Origin of the sequence: Mycobacterium sp. 360MFTsu5.1, from assembly GCF_000383495.1 — a bacterium.
GTDB lineage: Bacteria > Actinomycetota > Actinomycetes > Mycobacteriales > Mycobacteriaceae > Mycobacterium > Mycobacterium mucogenicum_B.
Genome location: NZ_KB911462.1, coordinates 252334 through 277332, shown reverse-complemented (window position 1 = coordinate 277332; position 24999 = coordinate 252334). Strand labels below are relative to the sequence as shown.

26 protein-coding genes, 1 tRNA gene and 1 pseudogene are annotated in these 24999 nt (G+C 66.0%); 13 read left to right on the top strand and 15 right to left on the bottom strand.

Annotated elements, in window-relative coordinates:
- Position 1: 1 nt before the first annotated feature.
- The 4 genes from H289_RS0101475 to H289_RS0101460 are packed head-to-tail and all read right to left on the bottom strand — an operon-like array spanning position 2 to position 5054.
- On the bottom strand, positions 2-1246 hold the full coding sequence (locus tag H289_RS0101475) for a cytochrome P450 (RefSeq protein ID WP_020098978.1): 1245 nt from the start codon (positions 1244-1246) through the stop codon (positions 2-4).
- Between the two features lie 36 nt (positions 1247-1282).
- Positions 1283-2257 carry a PDR/VanB family oxidoreductase gene (locus H289_RS0101470; RefSeq protein ID WP_020098977.1) on the bottom strand — a complete coding sequence of 325 codons (975 nt, stop codon included), beginning with the start codon at positions 2255-2257 and terminating at the stop codon, positions 1283-1285.
- On the bottom strand, positions 2257-3675 hold the full coding sequence (locus H289_RS0101465) for a wax ester/triacylglycerol synthase family O-acyltransferase (RefSeq protein ID WP_020098976.1): 1419 nt from the start codon (positions 3673-3675) through the stop codon (positions 2257-2259). Before H289_RS0101465 ends, H289_RS0101470 begins: the two co-directional genes overlap by 1 nt.
- Positions 3675-5054: an aldehyde dehydrogenase family protein gene (locus H289_RS0101460; protein WP_020098975.1), complete on the bottom strand. Its 1380-nt coding sequence runs from the start codon at positions 5052-5054 to the stop codon at positions 3675-3677. The genes H289_RS0101465 and H289_RS0101460 overlap by 1 nt, the downstream gene beginning before the upstream one ends.
- 187 nt (positions 5055-5241) lie before the next feature.
- Between H289_RS0101460 and H289_RS0101455 the strand changes: the two genes are divergently transcribed.
- Positions 5242-6069, top strand: coding sequence for an SDR family oxidoreductase (locus H289_RS0101455; protein ID WP_020098974.1), 828 nt, complete (start codon positions 5242-5244; stop codon positions 6067-6069).
- A gap of 1 nt (position 6070) precedes the next feature.
- Here the strand turns inward: H289_RS0101455 and H289_RS0101450 are convergent, their stop codons facing one another.
- Both H289_RS0101450 and H289_RS0101445 read right to left on the bottom strand, forming a co-directional pair.
- Entirely contained in the window at positions 6071-7282 is a 1212-nt protein-coding gene (locus H289_RS0101450) for an acyl-CoA dehydrogenase family protein (protein ID WP_029104666.1), read from the bottom strand.
- A gap of 43 nt (positions 7283-7325) precedes the next feature.
- Entirely contained in the window at positions 7326-8042 is a 717-nt protein-coding gene (locus H289_RS0101445) for a TetR family transcriptional regulator (RefSeq protein WP_196809967.1), read from the bottom strand.
- A gap of 83 nt (positions 8043-8125) precedes the next feature.
- On the opposite strand from H289_RS0101445, the gene H289_RS0101440 reads away from it, so the two are divergent.
- Together H289_RS0101440 and rd are read left to right on the top strand one after the other, a co-directional pair.
- Complete coding sequence (locus H289_RS0101440; RefSeq protein ID WP_020098971.1) at positions 8126-9208, top strand: fatty acid desaturase; 1083 nt, start codon at positions 8126-8128, stop codon at positions 9206-9208.
- Positions 9209-9236: 28 nt separating this feature from the next.
- Complete coding sequence (rd, locus tag H289_RS0101435) at positions 9237-9419, top strand: rubredoxin (protein ID WP_020098970.1); 183 nt, start codon at positions 9237-9239, stop codon at positions 9417-9419.
- Here rd and H289_RS0101430 read toward each other — a convergent pair.
- On the bottom strand, positions 9407-11338 hold the full coding sequence (locus tag H289_RS0101430; RefSeq protein ID WP_020098969.1) for a heavy metal translocating P-type ATPase: 1932 nt from the start codon (positions 11336-11338) through the stop codon (positions 9407-9409). The two genes, rd and H289_RS0101430, sit on opposite strands and share 13 nt — an antisense overlap.
- A gap of 83 nt (positions 11339-11421) precedes the next feature.
- On the opposite strand from H289_RS0101430, the gene H289_RS0101425 reads away from it, so the two are divergent.
- On the top strand, positions 11422-11784 hold the full coding sequence (locus H289_RS0101425; protein WP_029104663.1) for an ArsR/SmtB family transcription factor: 363 nt from the start codon (positions 11422-11424) through the stop codon (positions 11782-11784).
- Between the two features lie 48 nt (positions 11785-11832).
- Positions 11833-12264 carry an ester cyclase gene (locus H289_RS0101420; protein WP_020098967.1) on the top strand — a complete coding sequence of 144 codons (432 nt, stop codon included), beginning with the start codon at positions 11833-11835 and terminating at the stop codon, positions 12262-12264.
- On the opposite strand, the gene H289_RS0101415 is transcribed toward H289_RS0101420, so the two are convergent.
- The 4 genes from H289_RS0101415 to H289_RS0101400 are packed head-to-tail and all read right to left on the bottom strand — an operon-like array spanning position 12261 to position 15618.
- Positions 12261-13256: a cation diffusion facilitator family transporter gene (locus H289_RS0101415; protein WP_020098966.1), complete on the bottom strand. Its 996-nt coding sequence runs from the start codon at positions 13254-13256 to the stop codon at positions 12261-12263. The two genes, H289_RS0101420 and H289_RS0101415, sit on opposite strands and share 4 nt — an antisense overlap.
- On the bottom strand, positions 13253-13654 hold the full coding sequence (locus tag H289_RS0101410; protein WP_020098965.1) for an ArsR/SmtB family transcription factor: 402 nt from the start codon (positions 13652-13654) through the stop codon (positions 13253-13255). The genes H289_RS0101415 and H289_RS0101410 overlap by 4 nt, the downstream gene beginning before the upstream one ends.
- Before the next feature lie 47 nt (positions 13655-13701).
- Positions 13702-14487 (bottom strand): bestrophin-like domain, encoded by a 786-nt coding sequence (locus H289_RS0101405; protein ID WP_020098964.1) that lies wholly within the window; start codon positions 14485-14487, stop codon positions 13702-13704.
- A gap of 57 nt (positions 14488-14544) precedes the next feature.
- Positions 14545-15618, bottom strand: coding sequence for a DUF7159 family protein (locus H289_RS0101400; RefSeq protein WP_020098963.1), 1074 nt, complete (start codon positions 15616-15618; stop codon positions 14545-14547).
- 363 nt (positions 15619-15981) lie between these two features.
- On the opposite strand from H289_RS0101400, the gene H289_RS0101395 reads away from it, so the two are divergent.
- Positions 15982-16365 carry a heme-binding protein gene (locus H289_RS0101395; protein WP_020098962.1) on the top strand — a complete coding sequence of 128 codons (384 nt, stop codon included), beginning with the start codon at positions 15982-15984 and terminating at the stop codon, positions 16363-16365.
- Positions 16365-16661, top strand: a complete 297-nt coding sequence (locus tag H289_RS0101390; protein WP_020098961.1) for a hypothetical protein — start codon at positions 16365-16367, stop codon at positions 16659-16661. The genes H289_RS0101395 and H289_RS0101390 overlap by 1 nt, the downstream gene beginning before the upstream one ends.
- 27 nt (positions 16662-16688) lie before the next feature.
- On the opposite strand, the gene H289_RS31675 is transcribed toward H289_RS0101390, so the two are convergent.
- Together H289_RS31675 and H289_RS0101380 are read right to left on the bottom strand one after the other, a co-directional pair.
- Positions 16689-17447 carry a hypothetical protein gene (locus H289_RS31675; RefSeq protein ID WP_020098960.1) on the bottom strand — a complete coding sequence of 253 codons (759 nt, stop codon included), beginning with the start codon at positions 17445-17447 and terminating at the stop codon, positions 16689-16691.
- 189 nt (positions 17448-17636) lie between these two features.
- The gene (locus tag H289_RS0101380; RefSeq protein WP_020098959.1) at positions 17637-18068 is read right to left on the bottom strand and encodes a nitroreductase family deazaflavin-dependent oxidoreductase; all 432 of its coding nucleotides are present in this window, start codon (positions 18066-18068) and stop codon (positions 17637-17639) included.
- 421 nt (positions 18069-18489) lie between these two features.
- Between H289_RS0101380 and H289_RS0101370 the strand changes: the two genes are divergently transcribed.
- The gene (locus H289_RS0101370) at positions 18490-19086 is read left to right on the top strand and encodes a TetR/AcrR family transcriptional regulator (RefSeq protein WP_029104662.1); all 597 of its coding nucleotides are present in this window, start codon (positions 18490-18492) and stop codon (positions 19084-19086) included.
- Positions 19087-19562: 476 nt separating this feature from the next.
- Here the strand turns inward: H289_RS0101370 and H289_RS0101365 are convergent, their stop codons facing one another.
- A complete protein-coding gene (locus H289_RS0101365) occupies positions 19563-19826 on the bottom strand; it encodes a hypothetical protein (RefSeq protein ID WP_155943985.1) in 264 nt (87 codons plus the stop codon).
- On the opposite strand from H289_RS0101365, the gene H289_RS33840 reads away from it, so the two are divergent.
- Positions 19825-22110: a cellulase family glycosylhydrolase gene (locus H289_RS33840; RefSeq protein WP_155943984.1), complete on the top strand. Its 2286-nt coding sequence runs from the start codon at positions 19825-19827 to the stop codon at positions 22108-22110. The genes H289_RS0101365 and H289_RS33840 overlap by 2 nt on opposite strands.
- Positions 22111-22393: 283 nt before the next feature.
- Positions 22394-22466, top strand: a tRNA-Arg gene (locus H289_RS0101355).
- On the opposite strand, the gene H289_RS33540 is transcribed toward H289_RS0101355, so the two are convergent.
- Entirely contained in the window at positions 22428-23009 is a 582-nt protein-coding gene (locus tag H289_RS33540) for a helix-turn-helix domain-containing protein (protein WP_231387948.1), read from the bottom strand. The genes H289_RS0101355 and H289_RS33540 overlap by 39 nt on opposite strands.
- Before the next feature lie 195 nt (positions 23010-23204).
- Here H289_RS33540 and H289_RS29430 point away from each other — a divergent pair.
- The 3 genes and pseudogenes from H289_RS29430 to H289_RS33280 form a co-directional block, all read left to right on the top strand.
- Positions 23205-23667 (top strand): annotated as a pseudogene (locus H289_RS29430) (helix-turn-helix domain-containing protein); the annotation flags it as partial.
- Between the two features lie 183 nt (positions 23668-23850).
- The gene (locus H289_RS32725; protein WP_155943982.1) at positions 23851-24087 is read left to right on the top strand and encodes a hypothetical protein; all 237 of its coding nucleotides are present in this window, start codon (positions 23851-23853) and stop codon (positions 24085-24087) included.
- A 735-nt stretch (positions 24088-24822) separates the two neighbouring features.
- The gene (locus H289_RS33280) at positions 24823-24990 is read left to right on the top strand and encodes a hypothetical protein (protein WP_020098954.1); all 168 of its coding nucleotides are present in this window, start codon (positions 24823-24825) and stop codon (positions 24988-24990) included.
- The last annotated feature ends 9 nt before the right edge of the window (positions 24991-24999 follow it).

Sequence of the window (24999 nt, the reverse complement as noted above, 5' to 3'; positions counted from 1 at the left end):
GTCAGCCTTCCCGGGTGCCCGGCGTGAAGCGCACCGGCATCGAGGTCAATTCGTTGGAGAACGTCGAGACCAGCCGGGTCACCGGTCCGGTGATCTCCATGTCCGGGATGCGGCGCAGGAGTTCCTCGAACAGCACCCGCAATTCCAGGCGCGCCAACTGATTACCGAGGCAGAAGTGTGCGCCACCGCCGCCGAACGCCATGTGCGGCATCTTCCCGCGCGACACGTTGAAGGTCTCGGGGTTCTCGTTCTTCTCCGGGTCACGCGAGCCGGCCGGGTACCAGAGGCACACGCGCTCCCCCTCTTTCAGTGGGTGTCCGCCGACGACGGTGTCCTCGGTGACGGTGCGGGTGAAGTAGATGACCGGGGACACCCAGCGCAGCATCTCCTCGACGGCACCCGGGATCAGTTCCGGGTCGTCGAGCAGCTTCTGCCGTTCGGCCGGATTCTCGATGAGCGCCCGCAGGCCGCCCGAGGCGGTGTTGCGGGTGGTGTCGTTGCCCGCGAACATCAGGATCGCGAAGAAGAACGTGATCTCGGCTTCGGACAGCCGCTCACCGTCCACCTCGGCCGCCAGCATCCGCGACAGCAGGTCCTCGCCGGGGTTCTCCTTGCGCGCCGCGGTCAGCGCCGTCAGGTAGCCGCCGATCTGGATCAGGGCGCCCATGCCCATCTGGGAGTCACCGGTGGCCGCCGCGCGGGACAGCATGTTGGTCCACTCGAACAGCTGTCGGCGGTCGTCCTGCACGACACCGAGCATGTCGGCGATCACGATCAAGGGCAGTTCGACGGCGATCTCCTCGACGAAATCACATGTACCCCTTTCGATCACGTCGTCGATGAGCCGGGCGACCGTGGCGCGGACCTCGGCCTCCATCTGCCGGATCATGCGGGGCGTGAACACCGCCTGCACCACCATGCGCTGCTGGGTGTGCCGCGGCGGGTCCATCCCGAGGATGACTTCGCGCAGGGCTTCGATCGGCGCGGCGCCCCGGGAGGCCGTGAAGAAGACCCCGCCCCGCGCCGAGGAGAACAGCTGGGAGTTGCTGCTGATCGCCTGGATGTCGTCATATCTGGTGAACGACCAGAAGCCGGGTTCGTCGGCGTCCGTCAGTGCGTTCCAGTGCGGGCCGGGCTCTTTGCGCATGCGGGCGAACAACTCGTGCGGCGGTCCGTCCTGGAAATACGACAGGTCGGTGAGATCGACTGTGGCGAGGTCGATGTCGGTAAAGGTCTCGGTGCTCATGGTGGACTCCCTTGCTTGTTGGTGCTGATGTCGAGGTCAGAGGTCGAGGATCAATTTCTCGGAGCGCGAATGCGAAACGCAGGGCAGGATGACGTCGGCCGCGGCTCGCTCGGCCTCGGTCAGCAGCGAGTCGCGGTGGTCGGGGATGCCCTCCAGGACGGTGGTCCGGCAGGTACCGCAGACGCCTTCACCACAGGAGGACATGATGGGAATGCCGGCGTCCTCCAATGCCTCCAGCATCGGCACGCCGTCGGACACCTCGACCGTGACTCCCGACTGCCGGCACACCACCTGGTAGCTGTCCAACGCCTCGGCGAGCGTCTCGGCAGACGGCGCCTGCGCCGCGAACCGCTCCACGTGCAGGCTGCCGTCCGGCCAGTGGGCGCAGTGCTTTTCGACCGCCGCGAGCAGCGGCTCCGGTCCGCAGCTGTAGATCACGGTGTCGTCGGCCGGTTCTGCCAGCACGGCCGCCAGGTCCGCGAAGCCGCCGCGCTCGTCGTCGGCCCACACCGTCACGCGGTCGCCGTAGGTGTGCTGCAATTCTTGCTGGAACGCCATGGTCGACCGGGTGCGGCCGAGGTAGAGCATGGTCCAGTCGAGGCCCGCACGCTCTGCGCTTTCCGCCATGGCCTTCACCGGTGTGATGCCGATGCCGCCGGCGATGAACAGGTATTTCGGTGAGTCGACGAGCCGAAAGTTGTTGCGGGGACCGCGAACCCGGATGGCAATGCCTTCGTGCAGATGCTCGTGCACATGCTGTGAGCCGCCCCGGCTGTTCGGGTCGAGCAGGACGCCGACCTGCCAGCTGCGGACCTCGCGCGGATCACCGCACAGCGAGTACTGGCGCACCAGGCCCTCGTCGAGCAGCAGATCGATGTGAGCGCCTGGCTCCCATGCGGGCAGCGCGTGGCCCTGCGGATCGACGAGCTCCAGGGCCACCACCCCGTCGGCCGCGTTTGTTCGCCGCCGCACCACCAGTTCAGCGGTGAATTCGTCGGCAGTTGCTGTCATCACTCCGGAATCCTTTCTGCGTTCGCCAAGGCGGACAGGTCATCCAGTTCGCGGCGGAAGTCCGCGATCAGTTCCCAGGCATCCGGTAAAGCCTTGGCGTCGCCGACGATTCCGATGTCGAGGCCATCCTGATAGCTGACGACGGTGATGTTGAGAGCGAAGCCGTCGAACACGACGCTGCCGGGGTAGGCCGCCAGGAGCGGTGCGCCGGAGCAGGTCATCCGGGTCGGCGACCCCGGCACGTTGGAGATCACCAGGTTGATCGGCGGGCGCGAGAAGCGCGATGAGATCAGGTCCATCAGGGCGCGTGCCGCGAAGCCGAACAACGGCACGGGAATCGGGTCGTTCACATCACTCAGCAGGGTGTCCGGAGCCTCGCTGGTGCGATGCTTGGCCTGCGTCATGGTTTCGTGTGCGTACGAAAGCCGTTCTCCGAGTTGGGAAAGATGAACCGGCACGGGCGCGATGATGGAGCTGATCGCGTTGCCGAAGCGGTCCTGCGCATCGGGTGACCGCTTCGACACCGGAATGTAGGCGACCAGTGGCTGCGCCGGTACTTCGCCGGTCTCGGTGAGCCGGCGCCGCAATGCCCCTGCACACAAGGCGATCACCACGTCGTTGACGGTGATTCCGAAATGCGTCTTCAGTGCCTTGATCTCACCGAACGGAACCGTCCCGAACGCCACTGTGCGCTCGCCCGAAAGTTTCACGTTGAACCGTGTCCGTGGCGAGTGCAACACCTTCGCGTCGCCGTCGCGCCGGATCAGCTGCGCCAGGGTCTGCACGCCCGGCAGGGCGCGGATCGCCGGAACCTGGTCGAGGTTTGCCAACGTCTCCGGTGCGGACAGCAGTGCCCGCACCCCGCGGACCGGGAGTGCGGCGAGCCCACGAGTGGCCAGCTCCAACGGATTCGGCTCGGCTTCCGGGCCTCGCGTCTCCAGCGCCGGTTCGTCGTCGCTGTCCATGATCGCGGCCAGGACCTCACTTGCCGCGATTCCGTCGGCGGCGGCGTGGTGCAGCGTGATGACGACCGCGGTACGGCCGGGAAGTCCATGGATCACGTCCAACCGCCACAGCGGCTTGTCGCGGTCCAATCGCGTCGACAAGATGCGGGCCACCGCATCTCCCAGCATTTCGTCGGTGGCCGGCGCGGGTAAGGAGGATTCGAAGATGTGCTCGTCCAGATCGACGTCGGTCTCGACGAACACCGGATGGTCGAGTCCCAACGGGACCGTCACGACCTTCCAGTGCAACGGAGGCAGCCGGTCTATGCATGCCGCCACCCGGCTCTTCATCGTCGCGGCGGTGATGGTGGTGTCGTCGACGGTCTCGAACAGCGCGAGGCCACTGTAGTGGGCTGCGAAGCGGTCATGTTCGGCCGCCAGGAACTGGGCATCCAGGCTCGAAAGGCGGCGCATCAGAACACCTTTCGCATGAGCTTCATGGCCACCCGGCCGTAGGGCGGGTAGAACAGCGTGGGGTCCGGGCTGCTGCGCTTGGCCAGCACTGCCCGGCGGTGACTCATCGCTTCGAAGCCCCACCGCCCGTGGTAGGCACCGATCCCGCTCGGTCCGACACCGCCGAACGGCAACTGCGGCACCATCACGTGCATCGCGATGTGGTTGACAACCGCGCCACCGGACGGGACCGCGTCGATGATCCGCCGCGCCTGCGATGTCGATTCGGTGAACACGTACAGCGCCAACGGTTTCGGCTTGGCGTTGACGTATCGGATGGCCGCGTCGGCCGAGCCGACCCGGACCACCGGCAGGATGGGACCGAAGATCTCCTCGGTCATGACCGGGTCATCCGCCGCGGGGTCGATGATGACGGTGGGTTCGATACACAGGGTCGATCGGTCTGCCGCGCCACCGGTCACGACGGTGCCCGTGGTCGAGGCGATCAATCCGACGAGCCGGTCGAACTGCCGGTCGTTGATGATGCGCTGCGACTTCGTCTGCTCCGCCGACCGGAACCGTTCGATGTTCTCCGCGATCTTGGCCACGAGTTCGTCGGCGATCGGCCGTTCGGCCAGTACGTAGTCCGGGGCGATGCAGGTCTGCCCCGAGTTGAGGAGCTTCACCCACGCGATCCGCCGGGCCGCGACGTCGATGTCGGCGTCCGCGGTGACGATGACGGGGCTCTTGCCGCCGAGCTCCAGCGTGACCGGGGTCAGCGTCGGGGCCGCCCCGGCCATGATCTTCTTCCCCACCTCGGTGCCGCCGGTGAACAGGGCGTGATCAAACCCCTGCGCCAGCAGCGCCTGCGTGGCGGCTCCGTCGCCTTCGACGACCCAGATCGCCTCGCGGTCAAGGTATTTCGGCAACAGGCGTGCGAGCAACGCAGAGGTCGCCGGAGCGAGTTCGGACGGCTTGACCACGGCGCAGTTGCCGGCCGCGACGGCCGCGACCAGCGGTCCGACGCTGAGATAGAAGGGGTAGTTCCACGCCCCGATCACCAGCACCACGCCGAGCGGGTCGTACTGCACCCAACCTTTGCCCGGCCATTGACTCAGGGGCAGGCCAACCGAAAGCCGGCGCATCCACTTCTTGAGATGCTTACGCGCATATGCCGCTTCGGCCCTGGTGGACGCGATGTCGGCGAGCCACCCGTCGAACGCGGGACGTCCCAGGTCGGCGGCGAGTGCTTCGACGATCTCCTGCTCGCATTCGTCGCACATCCGCTCGATGCCACGCAACTGCTCGAGCCGCCAGCCGATGTCGCGAGTGCGGCCAGTGGCGAACACCTCACGCAGCCCGGTGACTACAGGCGTTTCCTGCTCTGTTGAACCCATCATCCGCTTCACCAATTTTCGTGTGCCGAAGGCCGTTGAGAGTGCGCACGCGAGCGGTCTACTCCATGTGACCAGGCCGGCGTGGTATTCGAAACATAACTTAGGTTACATTCGAGCGTCAAGACCTCTTGCGCGTCAAATGTAGGCTCATTTACATTCGAGGCATCACGACGAACTCGAGGAGCAAGCCATGGGCGCCACTTCCCTACGTGGACGACGCATCGCGATCACCGGCGCCGGCCGCGGCATCGGCCTGGCGACCGCCAAGGCGTTGTACCGACGTGGCGCCACCATCGTGATCGGCGACCTGGACAGCGAGTCGGCCGTCGCGGCCGCGGGCATCGTCGGCCCGGGCACCGAGGGCCACCCCGTCGACGTCTCCGACTACGAGTCGTTCGCCACGTTCCACAAGGAGGCGACCGCCCACGCACCGCTCGACGTCCTGATCAACAACGCCGGGATCATGCCCATCGGCCGCTTCCTCGAGCAGCCGGCCGACCGGCACCGGCGCGCCGTCGAGATCAACGTCATGGGCTGCATCAACGGCATGCACTTGGCCCTGCCTGCCATGGTCGAGCGCGGGTCCGGCCACATCATCAACATCGCCTCGTCCGCCGGGAAGACTCCGGTGCCCGGCGGCCTCACCTACTGCGGCACCAAGGCCGCCGTCATCGCGCTCACCGAGACCGCGCGCGTCGAATACTCCGGCACGGGAGTGGAGTTCACCTGCGTGATGCCGTCGTTCACGAACACCGAACTCATCGCCGGGACCGCCGGGCTGAAGTTCATCCCGAATGCGCAACCCGACGACGTCGCCGAGGCGATCGTCGCCGCGGTCGCGCGGCCGACCGCAGATGTGTTCGTGCCCAAGATCATCGGGCCGATCCTCAATTCCCAGCCACTGATCGGACGCCGGCTGCGCGACTTCGTCAACCAGCGGCTGGGCGCGTACCGCACGTTCCTCGACTTCGATCCGGCAGCGCGCGCCGCCTACCAGCACCGCATCGACGAGTCCTGATTCAGCGGATCGTCAGACCCGTCACCGCCCGCGAGATCACCAGCCGCTGAATCTCACTGGTGCCCTCGAAGATCGTGAAAATCTTGGCATCGCGGTGCATCCGCTCGACCGGGTAGTCGCGGGTGTACCCGTTGCCGCCGAGAATCTGAATCGCCTCGTCGGTCACGTACACGGCGGTCTCGCTGGCCACCAGTTTCGCCATCGAGCCCTCGGCGTTCTCGAACGGCACATTGTTGCGCGCCATCCAGCCGGCCCGCCACACCAACAGGCGGGCGGCGTCGATGCGGGCCTTCATATCCGCGAGCTTGAACGCGATGGCCTGGAATTCGCCGATCTTCTTGCCGAATTGCTCACGCTGGCAGGCATATTCGAGGGCATACTCGTAGGCGGCCCGGGCCACCCCGACCGCCATCGCCCCGACCGTCGGACGGGTCCGCTCGAACGTCTTCATCGCAGCCTGGCCGCCCGCGGACACACCTGACTTCACCCGAGCCACCCGGGCCTCGAACTTCTCCCGGCCGCCGAGGATCGCGTCCTCCGGCAGCCGCACGTTGTCGAGCACCACCTCCGCGGTGTGTGACGCCCGGATGCCGTGCTTCTTGAACTTCTGCCCCTGGGACAGCCCCTTGGTGTCCGGCCCGATGACGAAGCTGGCCTGGCCGCGCGACCCGAGTTCCGGGTACACGGACGCGACCACGATGTGGACGTTGGCGATGCCGCCGTTGGTGGCCCAGGTCTTGGTGCCATTGAGCACCCATTCCCGGGTGGCCTCGTCGTAGCGAGCCCGGGCTCGGATGGACCCGACGTCCGAGCCCGCGTCGGGCTCGGATGAACAGAAGGCCGCGACCTTCGGGTCCGCGGCCGAGCCGAACATCTCGGGCAGCCATCGACCGATCTGTTCAGGAGTTCCGTTGCCCGCCAGGGCCGCCGCGGCCAGGCCGGTACCCATGATGGACAGCGCGATTCCGGCGTCCCCCCAGAACAATTCCTCGAAGACCGTCAGCATGCCGAGCCCGCTCGGTTCGGCGGCCTGAGTGCCGAACAACTCCGGCGAGTACAGCCCGATCTTCGCCGCTTCCTGGATGATCGGCCACGGCGTCTGCTCCCGTTCATCCCATTCCGCGGCGGCAGGGCGTACGACCTCGGCGGCGAACTGGTGCACCCAGTCGCGCACCTCGATGACGTCATCGCTGAGTTGCATTGAGAATGTCATGTCACTCCTGTTTGTGGTCAAAGGGTTTCGGTCCGGCGAGTGATCAACTGCTCCGCCAAGCGGTGGCACCGACGTATAGATAGCGAATCTGGCGCTCGAGCATCGCGGCGGCCGCGTCCAGATCGCGCACCGTCGTCTCTTCGTCGAGTCCGCGCGCGATGACCTCGAGCATCGAGTCGATGCCGGCGAGGATCGTGGCCATCAACATGCTCGACAGCATCTCCACATCGCCGACGCTCCACGACCGGATGGGTTCGAACCGGGCCATGTAGGTGGCCAATTGACTAGCGTACAAACGGATCTCCGACCGAATCTCGCGCCGGAGCACCGAATGCCCGGCCGCACGTTGGCGCGCCAGGAACGCCAAGTGCGCATGGTCCCGCGAGACCACACCACGAAGCGCCTGCACCCCGACGTGGATTGCGCCACCGGACGAGTCGATGTCGAGCGTGGCCATCTCGCCCATGATCTCGCGGAGCGTGCGGAACGTCTCATGGATCACTGCCAGGCCGAGGTCGTCGAGCGACTGGAAATAGCGGTAGAACGCCGACGGCGCGACACCCGCCTTACTGGCAAGCTGCCGCAGGCTCAGCGCATCGAAGCTCGACCCGTTGCCGGTCAGTTCCAGCGCCGCCGTCATCAACGCGCGGCGGGTGTGCTCGCGGCGCTCCTGCTGCGTCCGACGCCCATGCCGATCCCGCCCATTGCTGGAGTCCGCCTCGACAGATAGAGAGCGTTTGTTCTCTGTGTTGCCGGTCACGAATCCAACTATAGCTATTGACCTCGCCATATCGGCAACCATATCTTACGGAACATTCGTTCTCTAACTTGAATGGAGAGATCATGGCACGCATCGCAACCCGCCTACCCGGCGAGCGCAACCTGGCCGAGGAGGACCGCAACCGGATCGCCGCGATCCGGGGCGAGCTCATCCGCATCGGCAACGGCTGGCGGGAACGCCATCCGTTCCTCACCGCCCACCAGGACGGCGTCGGGATGGCGATCTTCCTGGCGTCGATCGCCGGCGTCCTCGTCGACGCCGCTCTCTACGCGGCCGGCATCCTGCCCTGGTACGCGACCATCCTGATCACCGCGTTCTGGCTGTCACTGCTGCACGAACTGGAGCACGACCTCATCCACTCGATGTATTTCCGGCAGAACCGCCTGGTGCACAACGTGATGATGTTCGGGGTCTGGTTCTTCCGGCCCAGCACCATCAACCCCTGGATCCGGCGGACGCTGCACCTGCACCACCACGAGGTCTCGGGCACCGATTCAGACCTCGAGGAACGGGGCATCACCAACGGCGAAGGCTGGGGCAGCCACCGGCTGCTCAGCCTGCTCGACTCGATGCTCGGCATCTACACCAAGCCACTCCGACAGCGCGCCATCGTTACCGCCTACATCAAGCACGAGGCCCGCTCCCCCGAAGAGGCACGCCAGCTCGCCGCCAAGACGCTCGCCCTGTACTTCCCGCTCGGAACCATCCACTACACGCTGTGGCACCTGTTCATCGGTGTGCACGTCTACGAATTCGTCACCGGCAGCAGCATTTCCGGCAGCTGGGTGACGGCGCTCAACTTCGTGGCCGTCACGCTGCTGGCGCCGAACGCGGTGCGCACGTTCTGCCTGCACTTCGTCAGTTCCAACATGCACTACTACGGCGATGTCGAGGAGCACAACGTGATGCAGCAGACCCAGGTCTGGACGGCCAAGTGGCTCAAGCCGTTCCACGCCCTGTGCTTCAACTTCGGCGAGACCCACGCCATCCACCACTTCCTGGTGCGTGACCCGTTCTATCTCCGCGAGGCGATCAAGCACGATTGCCAGAAAGTGCTGCGCGACAACGGTGTCCGCTTCAACGACTTCGGCACCTTCGGGCGGGCCAACCGCTTCAGCCTCGCCCCGGCGCACGTCGAGCCCTGACCACACCACTTCTCCGAACGGACACACCATGACCGAGACCCAAACCGCCCAGCTGTGGATCTGCGTGCGCTGCGGCATGATCTACGACCCCGCCGACGGCGACCCCGACAGCGGAATCGCCCCCGGCACCGCGTTCGAGGACATTCCCGACAACTGGGTGTGCCCCGTGTGCGGGGTCAGCAAGGACGAGTTCGTCCCCTACGAGGACTGAGCCGCGCGCCAGGCACCACGCCGGAGCAGCCGTAGTCCGTTGAGCCCGACGATGACCGTCGAGCCTTCGTGACCCGCCACTCCCAACGGGAGGGGCAAGGTGCCGACGAGGTCCCAGACGACCAGCACCGCAATGAAAGTCGCCGCGATGGCCAGGTTGGCCATCACCACGCGGCGGGCGCGCCGCGACAGTGCCATCACCGCAGGGATGGTGCGCAGGTCATCGCCGATGACGACGGCATCCGCGGTCTGCAGGGTGAGATCCGATCCAGCGCCGCCCATCGCAACGCCCAGGTGCGCCGCCGCCAGCGCGGGCGCGTCGTTGATGCCGTCGCCGACCATGACGAGCCGATGGCCGTCGGCCTGCAAGTCCCGGACGGCCGCCACCTTGTCGTGCGGCAGCAGGCCGGCACGCACCTCGGCGATGCCCACCTGACCGGCCAATTGCCATGCCGCCGCGGCATTGTCACCGGTGAGCAGGACCGGGGCCTGCCCCGTCAGGGCGGCGACGGCGGCGACCGCGCCGTGGGCGTCGGGGCGAAGTTCGTCGGTCATGCCGAACACTGCGACCGCACGACCGTCGACCGCCACGACGACCGCGGTGCAACCGCGCTGCTCCAACTGAGCCACCGCCTCGTCACTTTCCGTCGACGGTGAGGACACGGTGATCGGGTGTCCTTTCACGGTGGCCCGCACGCCGCGGCCCGGTTCGGCGGCGAAATCGGCGACGCGCGGCAGGACCAGTCGGCGCGCCTTCGCCGCACGGACGATCGCCGCGCCCAGCGGGTGCTCGCTGGGATGTTCGGCGGCCGCGGCCAGCGTCAGCACCGCATCTTGTGTGTAATCGGCTGTCAGCAGCCGAATCTCCGCAAGCTCCGGCGTCCCCCGGGTCAACGTTCCGGTCTTGTCGAACGCCACGCGAGTCGCGGCGCCGAGCTGTTCCATGACCACCGCCGACTTGACGAGCACGCCGTGACGCCCGGCATTGGCGATCGCCGCCAACAATGGCGGCATCGTGGCCAGCACCACCGCGCACGGGGACGCGACGATCATGAAGGTCATGGCCCGCAGTAGCGCCTCCCGCACGAAGCCGCCCGCGAGCAGCGGGATCACGAACACCGCGAGGGTGACGACAACCATCCCGATCGAGTAGCGCTGCTCGACTTTCTCGATGAACAGCTGCGTGCGGGCCTTGGTCTGGGACGCCTCTTCCACCAGCGCCGCGATGCGCGCCACGACCGAGTCGGCGGCCCGACGGTCGACCCGAATCTGCAGTGCCCCGGTGCCGTTCAGCGTGCCGGCGAAGACCTCGTCGCCGACGGCCTTGTCGACGGGCAGCGGTTCACCGGTGATGGTCGCCTGATCGATCTCGCTGGCGCCGTCGAGCACCGTGGCGTCCGCGGAGATGCGCTCACCCGGGCGCACGAGCACCACGTCGCCGACCGCCAGCTCACTGGCCGGCACGACGTGCTCGCCGTCGTCGGACAACCGGGTCGCGGTGTCGGGCGCCAGATTCAGGAGACCGCGCACCGAGTCCGCGGTCCGTGCGGTGGCCAGCGCCTCCAGTGCGCCGGAGGTCGCGAAGATGACGATCAACAGGGCGCCGTCGGTGACCTGGCCGATCGACGCCGCACCGATCGCGGCGACGACCATCAGCAGATCCACGTCGAGGGTCTTCTCGCGCAGCGCCTGCAGCCCCGCCAGTGCCGGTTCCCAACCGCCGGTGACGTAGCAGGCCAGGTACAGAGCCCACCACGTCCACGTCGGCCCACCGGCCAACTGCAGCACCAAACCGGCCAGGAACAACACCAAAGCTGCTGCCGCCCAGCGCATCTCGGACAGATCGAACCACCTGCGGCGTGACGGTGCCACCACCGCGGCGACCCTCGCCGGGCGAGCAGCCTGAATCACCGTCGCCATGACGCACCTCGCGAACACATGCAGCCAACGTTATCAGAACAAATGAATACGTCTTCATGTGTGCGGCCTAGTACACTACAACGGTGGGACATGGTGTCGAGGGACGTGATCGCCCAACCGGGCGACTCGACGCTGACGCCGCAGCCCAGGTCGCCACGACGCTGCAGGCGCTTGCGACACCGAGCCGGTTGATGATCCTCACCGAACTACGCCAGGGCGCTCGCTCCGTCACCGACCTCGCCGACGCCATCGGACTCGAACAATCCCTCGTCTCCCACCAACTCCGGCTGCTGCGCAATCTCGGGCTGGTGACCGGCACCCGGAGCGGCCGCAGCATCGTCTACACCCTGTACGACAACCACGTCGCGCAACTGCTCGACGAAGCCGTCTATCACAGCGAGCACCTGAGACTGGGGCTGGCAGACCGCACGGGCAACGCGGGCTGAGGGCCGGGTGGGCTCGCGAACCGTTGCGCCACATCGCAAGGAGGGTCCATGTCCACGACACCCACGAGCACCAATGTCGCGACCTTCGAGCGATTCCACTGCAGTTGCAACAGCGGAGACATCGACGACATCGTGAGCACGATCGACGACGTCTTCCATCCCGACGCCGTCGTCCATTCACCGCTGGCGGCCGGCTCCGGGCCGGACACCATGAAACGCATCTGGACCCTGCTCCTTCGCGCCTTCCCCGACATTCACGTCAAGGTCGACGACATGGTCGTCGACCATGACAAGATCGCCTCGCGGCAGACGGTGACCGGAACACATCTCGGCGAGTACCGCGGCCTGGCGCCGACCGGGAAACCCGTTGGGTACGAAGAAATGTTCATCATCCGGTTTACCGACGGACAGATCGCCGAGGTCTGGGGTGTCGTCGACACCCTCGCCCAGCTGCAACAGCTCGGCGCGATCCGCCTCTAGCGCGCCGGATACGCGTGGATCAGCGCCGTGGTGAGCTTGGGGACGGCGCGGACCAGATGATGCTCGGCGTCATGAGCGATCCGGTGAGCCTGCGCCAGGCTCAAGTCAGGATCGAGGTCGAGCTCCACATCGGCATGCAGGCGGTGCCCCATCCAACGCATGCGCACACTGTGCACCGACCGCACGCCCGGTTCGGCCGCCAGGGACCGCTCGGCCGTGTCGACGAGGGCCGGGTCGACGCCATCGAGCAAGCGGCGGAACACATCTCGCACCGCCGTGCGCAGCACGGCCAGGATTGCCACCGTGATGATCAACCCGACGATCGGATCCGCGAGCGGATATCCGAAGGCCACTCCGCCGGCGCCGAGCACCACGGCAAGTGACGTGAAGCCGTCGGTGCGTGCGTGGATGCCGTCCGCGACCAACGCCGCCGAACCGATCTGCCGCCCCACCCGGATGCGGTAGACCGCCACCGTCTCATTGCCGAGAAATCCGACCAGTCCGGCCAGTGCCACCCACCCCACGTGGTCGATGACCTGTGGATGGATCAACCGCCGTATCGCCTCATAGCCGGCGATGACCGCCGACAGCGTGATCATGCCGACCACGAACAATCCCGCCAGGTCCTCCACCCGGCCGAAGCCATAGGTGTAGCGGCGGGTTGCGGCCTTGGCGCCCAACGCAAATGCGATCCACAACGGCACCGCGGTCAGGGCATCGGAGAAGTTGTGAATCGTGTCGGCAGCCAGGGCCACCGACCCGGACGCCGCCACGATGGCGATCTGCACGACTGTGGTGAGGGCCAGCACCAGCAGACTGATCTTCACCGCCCGGATGCCGGCGGCGCTCGATTCCAGCGCGCTGTCCAGGCTGTCCGCCGCGTCATGCGAATGCGGAGCGAACAGCCCGCGGATCGCCCCCCACCCACCGTGGGAGTGGCCGTGGTCGTGCGCATGGTCGTGGTCGTGGTCGTGCTGGTGGTGCGCGCTCATCGTCGGCCGCCCTTGCGCACAGCGGTGTCGGCGTCGAGCCTCCGCACACCGGGATCCTGACGATGATGTGCCGGCACCCCGGGACCCGCGTGCTCGGCGTTGTGCACGGCGTCGACCACCAACTGACGCACGTGCTCGTTCTCGAGGCTGTAGAAGATCGTCGTACCGGCACGTCGCGTCTGGACCAACCGCGCCATCCGCAGCTTCGCCAAATGCTGTGACACCGACGGCGCGGGCTTGCCGACGCGCTCGGCCAGTTCATTGACCGACAGCTCGCATGCGCTCAACGCCCACAGCAGTTGGACGCGGGTCGGGTCGGCGAGCATCCGGAACACTTCGGCCACCAGACGCACCTGGTCGTCGGCGAGCGGCGCCGGCACCTGGTTATCTGCATTCATACGCAGATAATAGACCGTCGTCCGCCGATCGGCCCACGGAGCGACGCTCAGCTGCCGCGGTCGACCAGGTCGAACACCTTGACCGCATGCGAAAACGGCTGCGGGGTAACGCCTATGGGGCCGAACGGATGGTCGAGGGTGTAGATGACGTACAGCAGCAGTGACAACAGGATGGCGACGGCGCCGACGAGTACCGCGTGCGCACGGGCGTTCTCCAGCCGCATGAAGCACGTCAGCAGGATCAACACTGCCCCGCCGAAGATCAGGGCGCACCACAACAGTGCCGGAATGCGCTGGTGGGAATTGAGGATGCGCTCGCTGCGGTCGGAGGCCAGCACCGTCAGCTCGCTCAGGAACTGCGAATCGATCGGACTCGCGCTCGGCCCCGAACCATGCGTTCCCACAACGCGATACAGCTCGCTGAGCGCAGCGCGGCCGTTGTTGCTGATGTCGGCGAATTCGTCCATGCCCCAGGCGGGGCCCTGCACCGCGGCGGCGTACTTGCGCAGCTGCTCGCGAACCTGCGCCTGCTCGGGTTGCGGCATCGCGACGGTCTGCCGATACAGCGTCGTCAGCGTCGATGCTTCGTTGGCGACATTCGTCTCCGCACTGAGGAACTGCTGCCAACCGACGACCACCGTGAATCCCAGGAGCGCCCCGTAGACGAGGCCCACGACGGTGAGGAACGGGGACAGGAACGAGTTCTGTTCCGGGCGCGCATCCCGGGCGATGATGCGTCGCGTCACGAACACACAGCCGACCGCCACGCAGACCGCCCCGCCGACGACCAAGGCGAGCATGAGCCACGCGCCGAACACTCCGAGATCACCCATAGTGGACCAAGCATGCCAAGCTCGCCGAGGGCTTGCCAAGCAATCTCCGCAAACTGCCTAGAGCACGAAACCGCACAACACGACGCAGTTGTCCGGCGCTTCGGCAACTTGCGGCGGCGCCGGAACCGCGGGCTCGACGGCTAGCGGCGGAACGTGCGGCGCGCGGCCTTCGGGCACCCCGGCGGACGTATCGCTCTGGTTCTGCTTCTGGTTGACCGCGGGCGCATCCGATGCCGGCGCCGGCACTGCGGACGGCTCCGGCTCAGGCGGAATCGGACTCGGACTCGGACTCAGCTTCGGCGGCGCTTGCACAGCAGGCGAGACGGGTACGTGTGCCGGTGCCGGCGTGGGCGATGGGCCGGCAGAGCCGAGAGGCATGGTCGCGACAAGAGCCGAAACCAGCACCATCGCCGCGAGCGCCACCGGTGTCAGCCAAACCGGCCTCCTGGCAAGGCGTTTGGGGCCGGGCTCGTCCACACCCAAGGGAGCAGCGTCGCGCGCCGAGGCCAACGCGGCACCACGCGCGAGCGCCAGGATCGAATCGGCATCCGAATCAACGCGAATGTGGTTCGACAGTTCCGCAGCGACTCGATGCACGTGCTCGTCGGCGCCGACGAGCACCAGCCGCTGAGGCTGGCTGTCGAGTCCGCCGAGGACCTCGGCCAGCCAGTCGGCCGCGTCGTCGTCATACAGTCCCACCGCAACGGCGGCCCGAGGTTCGTCGGTATCCGCGACAACGGCGTGACCCCGTAGCCCGCGCGCCACATCCGGTTCCAAGACGCAGACAACCGTGTCGGCATAGTCGGAATCGGACACCAGCGCCGAGCCTGCCGATGCCAGCGGGACCGGCAGCAGATCGACATCCAGCTCGGCCGGCAGTCCGCTGAATCCGGCGACATGGCCGTCGGCGTCGGCGGTCCAGGTGACGGCGACCGAGCGGGCGCGGCGGCCACGTTTGGCACCCTGCGCGTAGATGCGGCGCACCGCACCGGCCAGTTGAGCGCCCGCCGATCGCCTGTCATCGAAGGACACCGTCACGCCGTCGGCAGCGGCATGGGGCGCCTCATCGCCGGACGCGAGCGTGATGCCCGCCGTAGTTGCGGTGAGCGCAACACCGATCACAGCATCCATGGACCACTCCTCGTCACTCACCGCGTTTGCCGAATGCCTCGGCAAACGGTCAGCGCGTTACGTCCGCTCATCAGAGGACGCACCGGCACCAGACGTACATCTGGTTTGCCAGTACATCGTTCTTGACGGTGAATCGTGTTTCCCATAGTGAAAAACACCACATCGTCGGATTAGCCAGAATCGGTCTTGACGGCGCGCGAAAGGGTCTCCGTCAGTGGGGCCGCTGAGCTGCAACCAGCAGGGAGGTCGCGCTACCGATTTGCCGGCCCAGAAAATGTCGCCGGAGTCAATCCGCCTGCTACAGTCCGGCTGTGTCGGGTGGTCGATCCGCCCGGAAAAGGCACTGTGGAAAGGAATACGGCAATGGCCTTCACCAAATCGGTCGCCCAGCGGGCGGTCGTAGCTGCCGCAGGAGCCGCCATGGCTGTCATGGCCGCCGCCCTGCCGATGTCGGGTCAGGCGATGGCCGCCCCGACGGCCCCCAACTGCACCCCCGCGGACTTGGCCGGGGTGGCTTCGGGCGTCGCCGCTGCCGCGTCCGCCTACCTGTTCACGCACCCGGACGTCAACGACTTCTACGGCAGCCTGCAGGGCAAGCCGCGCGATGAGGTCGCCAACGAAGTCCGCACGTTCTTCAACGCAAACCCGCAGGCGCACAGTGAACTTCAGGCAATCCGTCAGCCCATGACCGATTTCCGTGACCGCTGCGGCCTCGAGCAGCCCGACCGCCCACTGCTGGGCGACTGATGCGTACCGCCTCGCCACGCCCCCGGCTGATTGCCGCCGCGCTGGCCGCAGCCGCCGTACCCGGATTGATCGCGGTCGTCCCCGCGGGCACCGCCAGTGCAGATGTCTGCTTCGGCGCCGGACGACGCATCACGGTCAGTGGATGTACCGACTTCGGCGCCGTCGCCCCGTACGCGCCGCCGCCGGCCTATTACGCACCGCTGCCCGAGGACATGCCGCCGCCACCGCCGCCACCGCCGGTTCAGGGCTGCGTCGGCTGGAACGGCCGCTGGGTCAGCGCCAACACCTGCCGCTGAGCCCGCACCCGCCTCGGACCACGCCCGTCAGTACGCCCTTGCAGTGGCCGGCTGGTCCGCGGCGTCGGTGCGGCCACGCAACGCCCAGTGCAGGCGCTTGGCCGCGGCCAGCGCGCCGCTGGGCGCGTGCGGCTGGCCATAGTGAATGAGCAGTGTCACGCGCCGCTGGCCGGAAGCGATCGGCATGTTGGCATGCAGGCTCCGGTAGCCCCAAAACAGGTACACGTCACCGACATTCATGTCGACGACGGTCGGGCCGTGGCTACGGCCGAGGCTGTCCAGGATCCGCTGCCGGAACGTGGCGCTCTGATGGACGATCTTCTCAAAGATGTTGACCATCACCGAACGGCGGAACGGCCGCTTGTTGAAGTAGCCCACCAACTCTCCCGACCGACCCGGTTCCGCTTCGGGGAGGAACAACGGGACCACCATCGTCACGACGCTGGCGTCATAGTGGAACCACCAGGCATCGCCGTCGGCATGGGGCCCGGCAACGATGCGCACCGCCGTACCGTCCATTTCATGGGCACGGTCCGGGAACCGCTGGCGGACGACATTGTCGAGAAATGCGCGAACCGAGTCGCTGGCCATGAACGCGTGAATCGATTCCAGGTGCCCGTCCTGTGGCGATAGGACGAAATGGTCTTTCTCGCCGTACTCGGCCAACCAGCGATCGATTTCCGCCCGGGATTCAAGCACCCAATCCCATTGCACTGCGTTTGCTACCCGAGCAACGCCCGTCGCGTCCAACTGGTGCGCCACATCGACGGGATCGCACGCGTTCATGTCAAATTCACACATTTGGACGGAAGTGTAGACAACCAGAGAACGTCATTACCACGATTGCTGCGATTTGACATTTACCCGGTCGTGGGCATGCAATTGGCGAATCAAGAGAATGATTCTGCAATCACGTAAATATTGCCGAATTGCTGCACTTCAAGCCCAGTAACCACGCGCCGGGGGCGCGTTGCGTTACCGCTCGATGGGGGTGAGTCCGAGAACCGGAATCTTCCGCGTGGTTTTCCGCTCGTATTCGGCGAAATTCTCGAAACGGCCGGCCTGCGTCGCGTACACACGGTCCCGCTCGGCGCCATGCAACTCACGCACGCGGACCCCAAACTTGGCGGGCCCGATTTCGACCGCGACCTGCTCGGGATGAGCCAGCGCATTGTGATACCAGGCGGAACTCGTGTCCTTGCCGTTGTTGGACGCGAAGACGTAGATCTCGTCGCCGTCAGACTTCTGGTACGCCATCGGATTCTGCCGGGGTTCGCCGGACTTCGCGCCGACGGTGTGCAGGATCAGCATGTCGAACTGGGCGAACCAGCCATCGACCGCGCCGTTTTCGCGAATCTGCCTGATCACGTCGTTGTGGAAATCCGTCTCATCCCCGGGAGTGCTCATGGCTCCATCCTGCTGTCGCCGCGGCCTACATGTCAACCAAATTGATATACCTGCAGGTGCGTCCCTCGCGACAACCTCGCACACCCACTCGGCGGTTTCACGCCGCGGCAAGTCAACCCTGAGGTGAAGACTGACCGACGCCGGCCGGGGAAAGTCCAGGGCCGGGCAGCGGCTCGACGTCGCGCGCTGTCAGCTCCTGCGAACAACGACTGCATCGCAACACCGCATACGCCTCGCCCACAGCAACGGCATTCAACCGCGTCATCGGCGCCCGTGTGCCGTTCGACAGCGCCCCCGACGCCTACAAGCTCATCCGGGACGGCGGCGCGCACCTGGGGAAGGTCGTCATCACCACCTGATCGGACAGACCGCCGTCGCCCGGCGTCCGGCACACTGGGTGGCGACCGTCAGGAGGAGTTTCATGGCTGATCCCGCATACCGCCGGATGCGTCCGGAGGAGCGCCGGGAACAGATCCTCGCTGCGGCCCTGAGCCTCATCGCGGTCTCCGGGTATGACGGCGTGGCGCTCGAGGATTTCGCCACTGCGGCCGGAGTGACCAAAGCCGGTCTACTGCACTATTTTTCGTCGAAGGAACAGCTCCTGATCGCGGTGCTGGAACGCCGTGATGAGCTCGATCAGGCGGCCGGCGAAATCCCGGACATGCCTGCGACCGATGCGGCCGGTGCGCGCAAGGTGATGGACCAGGTGGTGAGCCGCAATATGGATCAGCAAGAGCTCATCCGCCTCTTCACGGTGCTGTCGGCAGAAGCCCTCGATCCCGCCCACCCGGCGCACGAATACTATTGCCGACGGCAAGACCGGGTCCGGACTCTGCTCACGGAGCAGTTGTTCGCCTGGCATACCGACCCTGAGGACGCCGCCGTCGAATTGATGGGCTTCCTCGACGGCCTGCAACTGAACTGGTTGCGGGACCCGACAATCGACTTCCAACGGCATTGGGCCTCGTTCGCCGATCGGTTGTTCGGCGGCCCTTCGGACAACGCCGACGCACCGTAGGCCCACGCCCGCGAAATCCGGCCAGTCAAACCAAACCGTCGACTAGCGGGCAAACCACGTGCTAGCTTGCCTACCAAATGGTATATAGCAGCAACGGCCATGTACCGCAGTTGACGCCAGGGCGAAGAGAAGCGCTGTGCTGCAACGAAATAAATGGGGCGAGGGGCATCAGATATGGCCAAACACATCGAAGCCACCAAAGCATCCGCGTACATCGGACGGGTTGGAGGTTTGGCCGTCGCCCTGGGTATCGGCGCCGCAATCACCTCCGGAGCCGGGACCGCATGGGCCAACGAGGGCAGCCCCGGAGATACCGCCGGAAGTCACAGCTCCACCGACAAGACCGGTGGTTCAGCGTCTCCGTCGAAAGCCGCGGCGGCCGGCCCGGGCAAGGCGAAGGATTCGGGTGCCGCCACACGCGGTAAACCCGGCGGCGGTAGGCGCGTGCCCACCGCCGGCGAAAAGGCGGCCGATGATCACTCCGCCAAACCCGAATCAACGTCTTCGCCGTCCTCGGCGACAACCCCCAACGGCCAACCGCGCGCGATCGGTGGCGGTTCCACGCCGCCAAACAACGATTCGCCGGCATCGCCCCCAGCCAAGTCCGCACCGTCGGCCGTTGCCACGGCGTCAGGCGGCACCGCATCGACAGGAGCGACGAAATCGGTTACCACGAAACTTAATTCGTCGACCGACAACTCGCCGTCCGCCCCGTCGGATCCGCCGGCCGATTTGGCCATGCTGGCCGCCGCCCGGCGCGAATCCATGCATTCGCGGTCCAAGACCAACGCGGCGGCGGCCGTCAACACCACGTCCCTGGTCAGCGCGACGTCTACGACTCAGCCGACTGCCGCCGCGTCGCCGACTGCAACCGTCGCGCCGACGACGACACCAGCGGCCGTCGTGCCCAAGCCGCCGTCCAACCCGGCCGGGTGGTTCCAGGTCCTGGTCTACAACCCGCTACACGCCGGCGTCCAACTCTGGATCACCAGCCCACTCGGCGCCGGGGTCGACGCCGCCATCAACCGATTGGCCGGGACCTATGTGATCGGCAACGGCACCCGCGGGACCGAGGCCGCACCCAACGGCACTGCCGGTGGCTGGCTGCTGGGCGACGGCGGCGCCGGGTGGGATAGCACCACGCCCGGTGTGGGCGGCGGCAACGGCGGTGCGGCCGGACTGCTGGGCGACGGTGGAATCGGCGGCAACGGCGGCGCGGGCGCGGTCGGTGGAATCGGCGGCAGCGGCGGAAAACTGATGGGCATCGGTGGCAACGGCGGCGCGGGCGGCACGTTGCCCGGTGGCACCGGTGGTGCCGGTGGTCAGGGCGGGCGCGGCTCAGGTTTGCTCTTCGGCATCGGCGGCAGGGGCGGCAACGGCGGGGCCGGGCTCGACGGCGGCCGCGGTGGCAATGGCGGCAACGGCGCTTTCATCCTGGGCATCGGAGGCAACGGCGGCGACGCGGGCAACAGCGGCGTCGGTGGCACCACCACCAAGTTGCCGGCCCTCGGCGGGGCCGGGGGCACAGCCGGACTATTGGGCAACCATGGCGCAGTGGGCAAGTACGGCACCGGGTCGTCGCTGGTGCAGACCCCCTCCGGCAGTTCAACACTGAGCATCACTGCCAATGGGATGTACCTGACCAACAGCGACGGTCAGGTCGTCCTGTTGCACGGCGTGAACGAGGTGTACAAGCTGGCCCCATACGAGCCGTCCGCCAGCGGATTCGACGAAGCCGACGCGGAGTTCCTGGCAGCCAACGGATTCAACGTGGTGCGGTTGGGCGTCATCTGGGCCGGCGTCGAACCCACCCCCGGCGAGTACAACGCCGCCTACATCGCATCGATCCAGCAGACCGTGAACATGCTTGCCGCCCATGGCATCTACACCATCATCGACATGCATCAGGACCTGTACAGCGCCTCACTCGGCGGCGAAGGCGCGCCGGAGTGGGCCACCAAGACGGGCGGATTGCCGAACGTGAACGCCGGCTTCCCGGCCAGCTACTACCTGAGTCCCGCCCAGACCGCCGCCTGGGACAACTTCTGGAACAACTCCAAGGCATCCAATGGCCTTGGACTGCAGGACAATTACGCCGCGACCTGGCAATACATCGCGGCAGCATTCGCGGGCAACAACGCGGTGATCGGGTTCGACATCATGAACGAACCGTTCCCCGGTACTTCATGGCTGCCGACGCTGCTGGGCAGCCCGTTCTTCGCGTACCAGGAACTGACCCCGATGTATCGCCAGGTGGCCTCCGCCATTCGGTCGGTCGATCCGAACGCGGCATTGCTCGTGGAGCCGGCCAACCCGGCGGTGTCCGAGGTCGGAGCCATCCTGGGCCTTCCGCTACAACTCGGCACCATTGATAACCCGAACGTCATCCTGGCGTTCCACGACTACTGCGCCGGATCGGCCACCGCCAGCTTCTGCGGATGGCTGGCGTCGCAACAGGCCAACACCGCCCAGGCCTACGCCAAGGCCCACCAGATACCGGTGATCATGAATGAATTCGGCGCCTCCAACGCAAAGTCGGACCTCTATGCCGAGATGAACGCGGCCAACGCGAACCTGATGAGCTGGGCAGTGTGGGCGTACACCGGCTACGGGGACATCACCACCAGCGGCAACACCGACGGCGAGTCGCTGGTCTACAACCCGCAGTTGCCGCCGACAGGCTCCAACGTCAACACGAGCGCATTGCAGGTCCTGACCACGCCGTTCCCGCAAGCGATCTCCGGCACCCCCATCGCGTTCTCAAATGCCAACAGCACGTTCGATTTCAGCTACTCGACCGCCAAGGCCGACGGCTCGGGCAACTTCGCCCCCGGCTCGCAAACCATGATCTCGGTGCCCGCCATCGCATATCCGAATGGCTACTCGGTGACCGTGACCGGCGGCCAGGTGGCGTCGGCCGCCAACGCGCCCGTCCTGGTGGTCACCTCCGACAGCGGCGCTGGCATGGTCAGAGTTGTCGTGACCCCCAACGGCCCGGACCCCAGCGGTTCTGCCGGTTCCTGACCGCCGTAGCCGACAATGTTGACCGCGCCGAGGTCAATCTGATTGTGCAGTAAGGTAATTCAGGGTTCTCGACTGTGGCGCCGGCGAGCGATGATCGGGAAGGCGAAAACCCGGAGCGGGCGGGTTTGCACGCTGGCACGCCGCACGTACCCCGCACGGCACACCGGCACCACCGCCATCACGAACACCGACCCGCCGGGGGCCAGATACCGCCGGCGGCCGCCTTCCTACTACCATGAGGCGTCCCTATGGGTTTTTCGACACCTATCTCGATAGGTCCCTGGCCCCCGTAGCTCAGGGGATAGAGCACGGCTCTCCTAAAGCCGGTGTCGCAGGTTCGAATCCTGCCGGGGGCACTTTGTGATGTCGCAGGACATACGAATAGTCCCGGACCTACTTTGGGTCCGGGATTTTTTCGTTTTGGGGCCTTTGGGTGCGCCGGTGGGTTGGTAGTCCCTGGTGGGGTCGAGGGTGAAGTCGCGTAGGACGTGGCCGGTGGCGGCGTTGATGACGGTGATGTGGTGGTCGTGGGCCAGGATCAGGACGCGGGTTCGGTAGTGGTGGCGGCCGATGCCGATGTGGTGCAGGCGTCCGTTGACGCGCAGGGTGACCGCTCCTGCTTGGTCGACGCGGTCGGTGCGGACGCGGTCGTGGGTGTCGAGGCATTGGCCGGGTTGGGCTTTGGGTCGGCTGGTGTAGACGACGGCGGGGGTGGCGCGGTGGGGCAGGCTGCGGTGGGGTCGGCGGGAGCGTGGCTCGAACGCGGCTTCACCTTCGCGGGCGTAGCGGGCGATCAGCCGTGAGATCCGGCTTTGGGAGACCCCGTAGTCGCGGGCGACCTGGGACTGGGACCGGCCTTCGAGCAGGACCGCGGTGATGACCAGACGAGCCTTCGACACCAGCTGAAACTGGCCGATCGGGCTATGCCGATGTCTTGAGACACGCTATGCGGATGCCATGAAGCATCACACTGCCGGGGGCGCTGATCAGATGTATTACGTCGGCTGATGGCTGACATTTCTTGTCGGGTGATGCCTGACAGTGTTTCGGCTGCTGCTTTACAGCTGCTTCGGTTGATCCTTGACACTCCCTGAATGAGGGAGTTGAGCGTGGTCGGGCAGCGGTTTCAGGCCGTGTTGGCGGTGATCAGCGATGGGTTATCGATAAGTCAGGTGGCCAGCAAGGTCGGGGTGTCCCGGCAGACCCTGCACACCTGGTTGGCGCGCTATGAGGGCCAGGGCTTGGAGGGGTTGGCGGATCGGTCGCGTCGACCGGTGTCGTGTCCGCATCAGATGCCGGTGCAGGTCGAGGCAGCGGGGATGGAGTTGCGGCGCTCCCGGCCGTGCTGGGGTCCGCGACTGCTGGTGTTCGAGCTGGCTAAGCGCAAGGTCTCGCCGATGCCGTCGGAGTCGGCGGTGTACCGGGCGTTGGTGTGATCGGGGTTGATCGATCCGCGGCTGCGGGACCGTCGGGCACGCAAGTGGACGCGCTGGGAGCGTGGCGCGCCTATGGAGTTGTGATCAGATGGACAGCGTCGGCGAGTTTCGGCTAGCGGAGCATGCCAGACGACATCGGCCAGAACCCAGCATCACCGCGTGTGTCCGTCGGCATGTCGTTAGCGGACAAACAATGCGAGCTGAACACTGCTTCACAGACACGCCCGCAACCTTGATTTCCGACACGCCGCGGAGACGCCAAGGTGAGTCGACAAGGTGGGCAAAAGAATTCATGCTCACTCCCATGACAGATGAAGTACCGACCGCCGTCATTCCTGCACCACACGGACTCACTCTCATGTACGAAGACGGAAGAGTGTTCCCAATCGTGGCGTTCAACAGGTACACAGATCGTGATTCAACGATCCTGTATCTCAACGAAAATCGGCGATTGACCGAAACTAATGAGCCGCCGGCCATTGGAATGTCCGAGGCCTGGATACCGACCCACGGCGTACCGATCATGTTCACTTCAGAGTGACCATCCAATCTGGATCACTTTGTTGTAGTGCGTGATTCGCTGCCCCTGCTATCGACTGCCTCATAACAAACCCACCACATCGTGGGCCATGCTGTTTCAAGTGATCGGTCGCGCGCGCCGATCTTTGTCCACGGCTCAGCAAGCACGTGATCGGCACTATCGATCGCCTACTACAGGGCTTGTCTAATGTCGGTGAAGGTCGCCGACCACGATCCGGCGGAAGTCCTTGGAGTTCTGACAATCCCGTGCGATGGTGGGGCAGCGGCGGCTCGTCGACCTCCAGCGCATCGGGGTCGATATCGAGCGTCCACGCTAAGGTGGCCACTTCTGGAGAGCACAGACGGCGATTTGGTCGGCGTGGGCCTCCTGCAGCCTGAGCGACAAGCGACGGGTGGCAGCTTCATCGATCTGCTTTCGGGACCATGCTCGTACGGCCCAGACCATTACCGGCGCAGCAGCTCCTGAGTACTTAGCACGAGCGCCGCGGCGATCGTCTCGAGGACGGTCGGTCAACAGCTGATTTTCGGTTGTCAGGGCCTTCGTCGCATAGCAGCTACGCGTCGGGGCTGGGCGAACCAAATATCGGGGTTCGCATTCGTGGCGACCAGATGAGTTTGCACCCGCCCATGTCAAAGTTCAGTCACACAGCCGGAATGTGTAGCGATGCCCACACACATCCGGGCGCGCCCGGGCGGAGGTAACTCCCCCGCAGACAAACCTGGAAGGGGGCCGATCATGAAGATCGCCGCCGTCATCATCCTCGCCCTGTTCATCTTCGGCTACCTCGCACTGTGCGCCTATGGCATCGCCCGCACCGGAAGCGCAGCTGGCTTGGACGCGATCGGCGCTGGCGCGTTGGCCCTGGCGGTCGGTGCGCTCGTCTGGTTGGTGAAGGCCGCGTAGTGCCCGTTA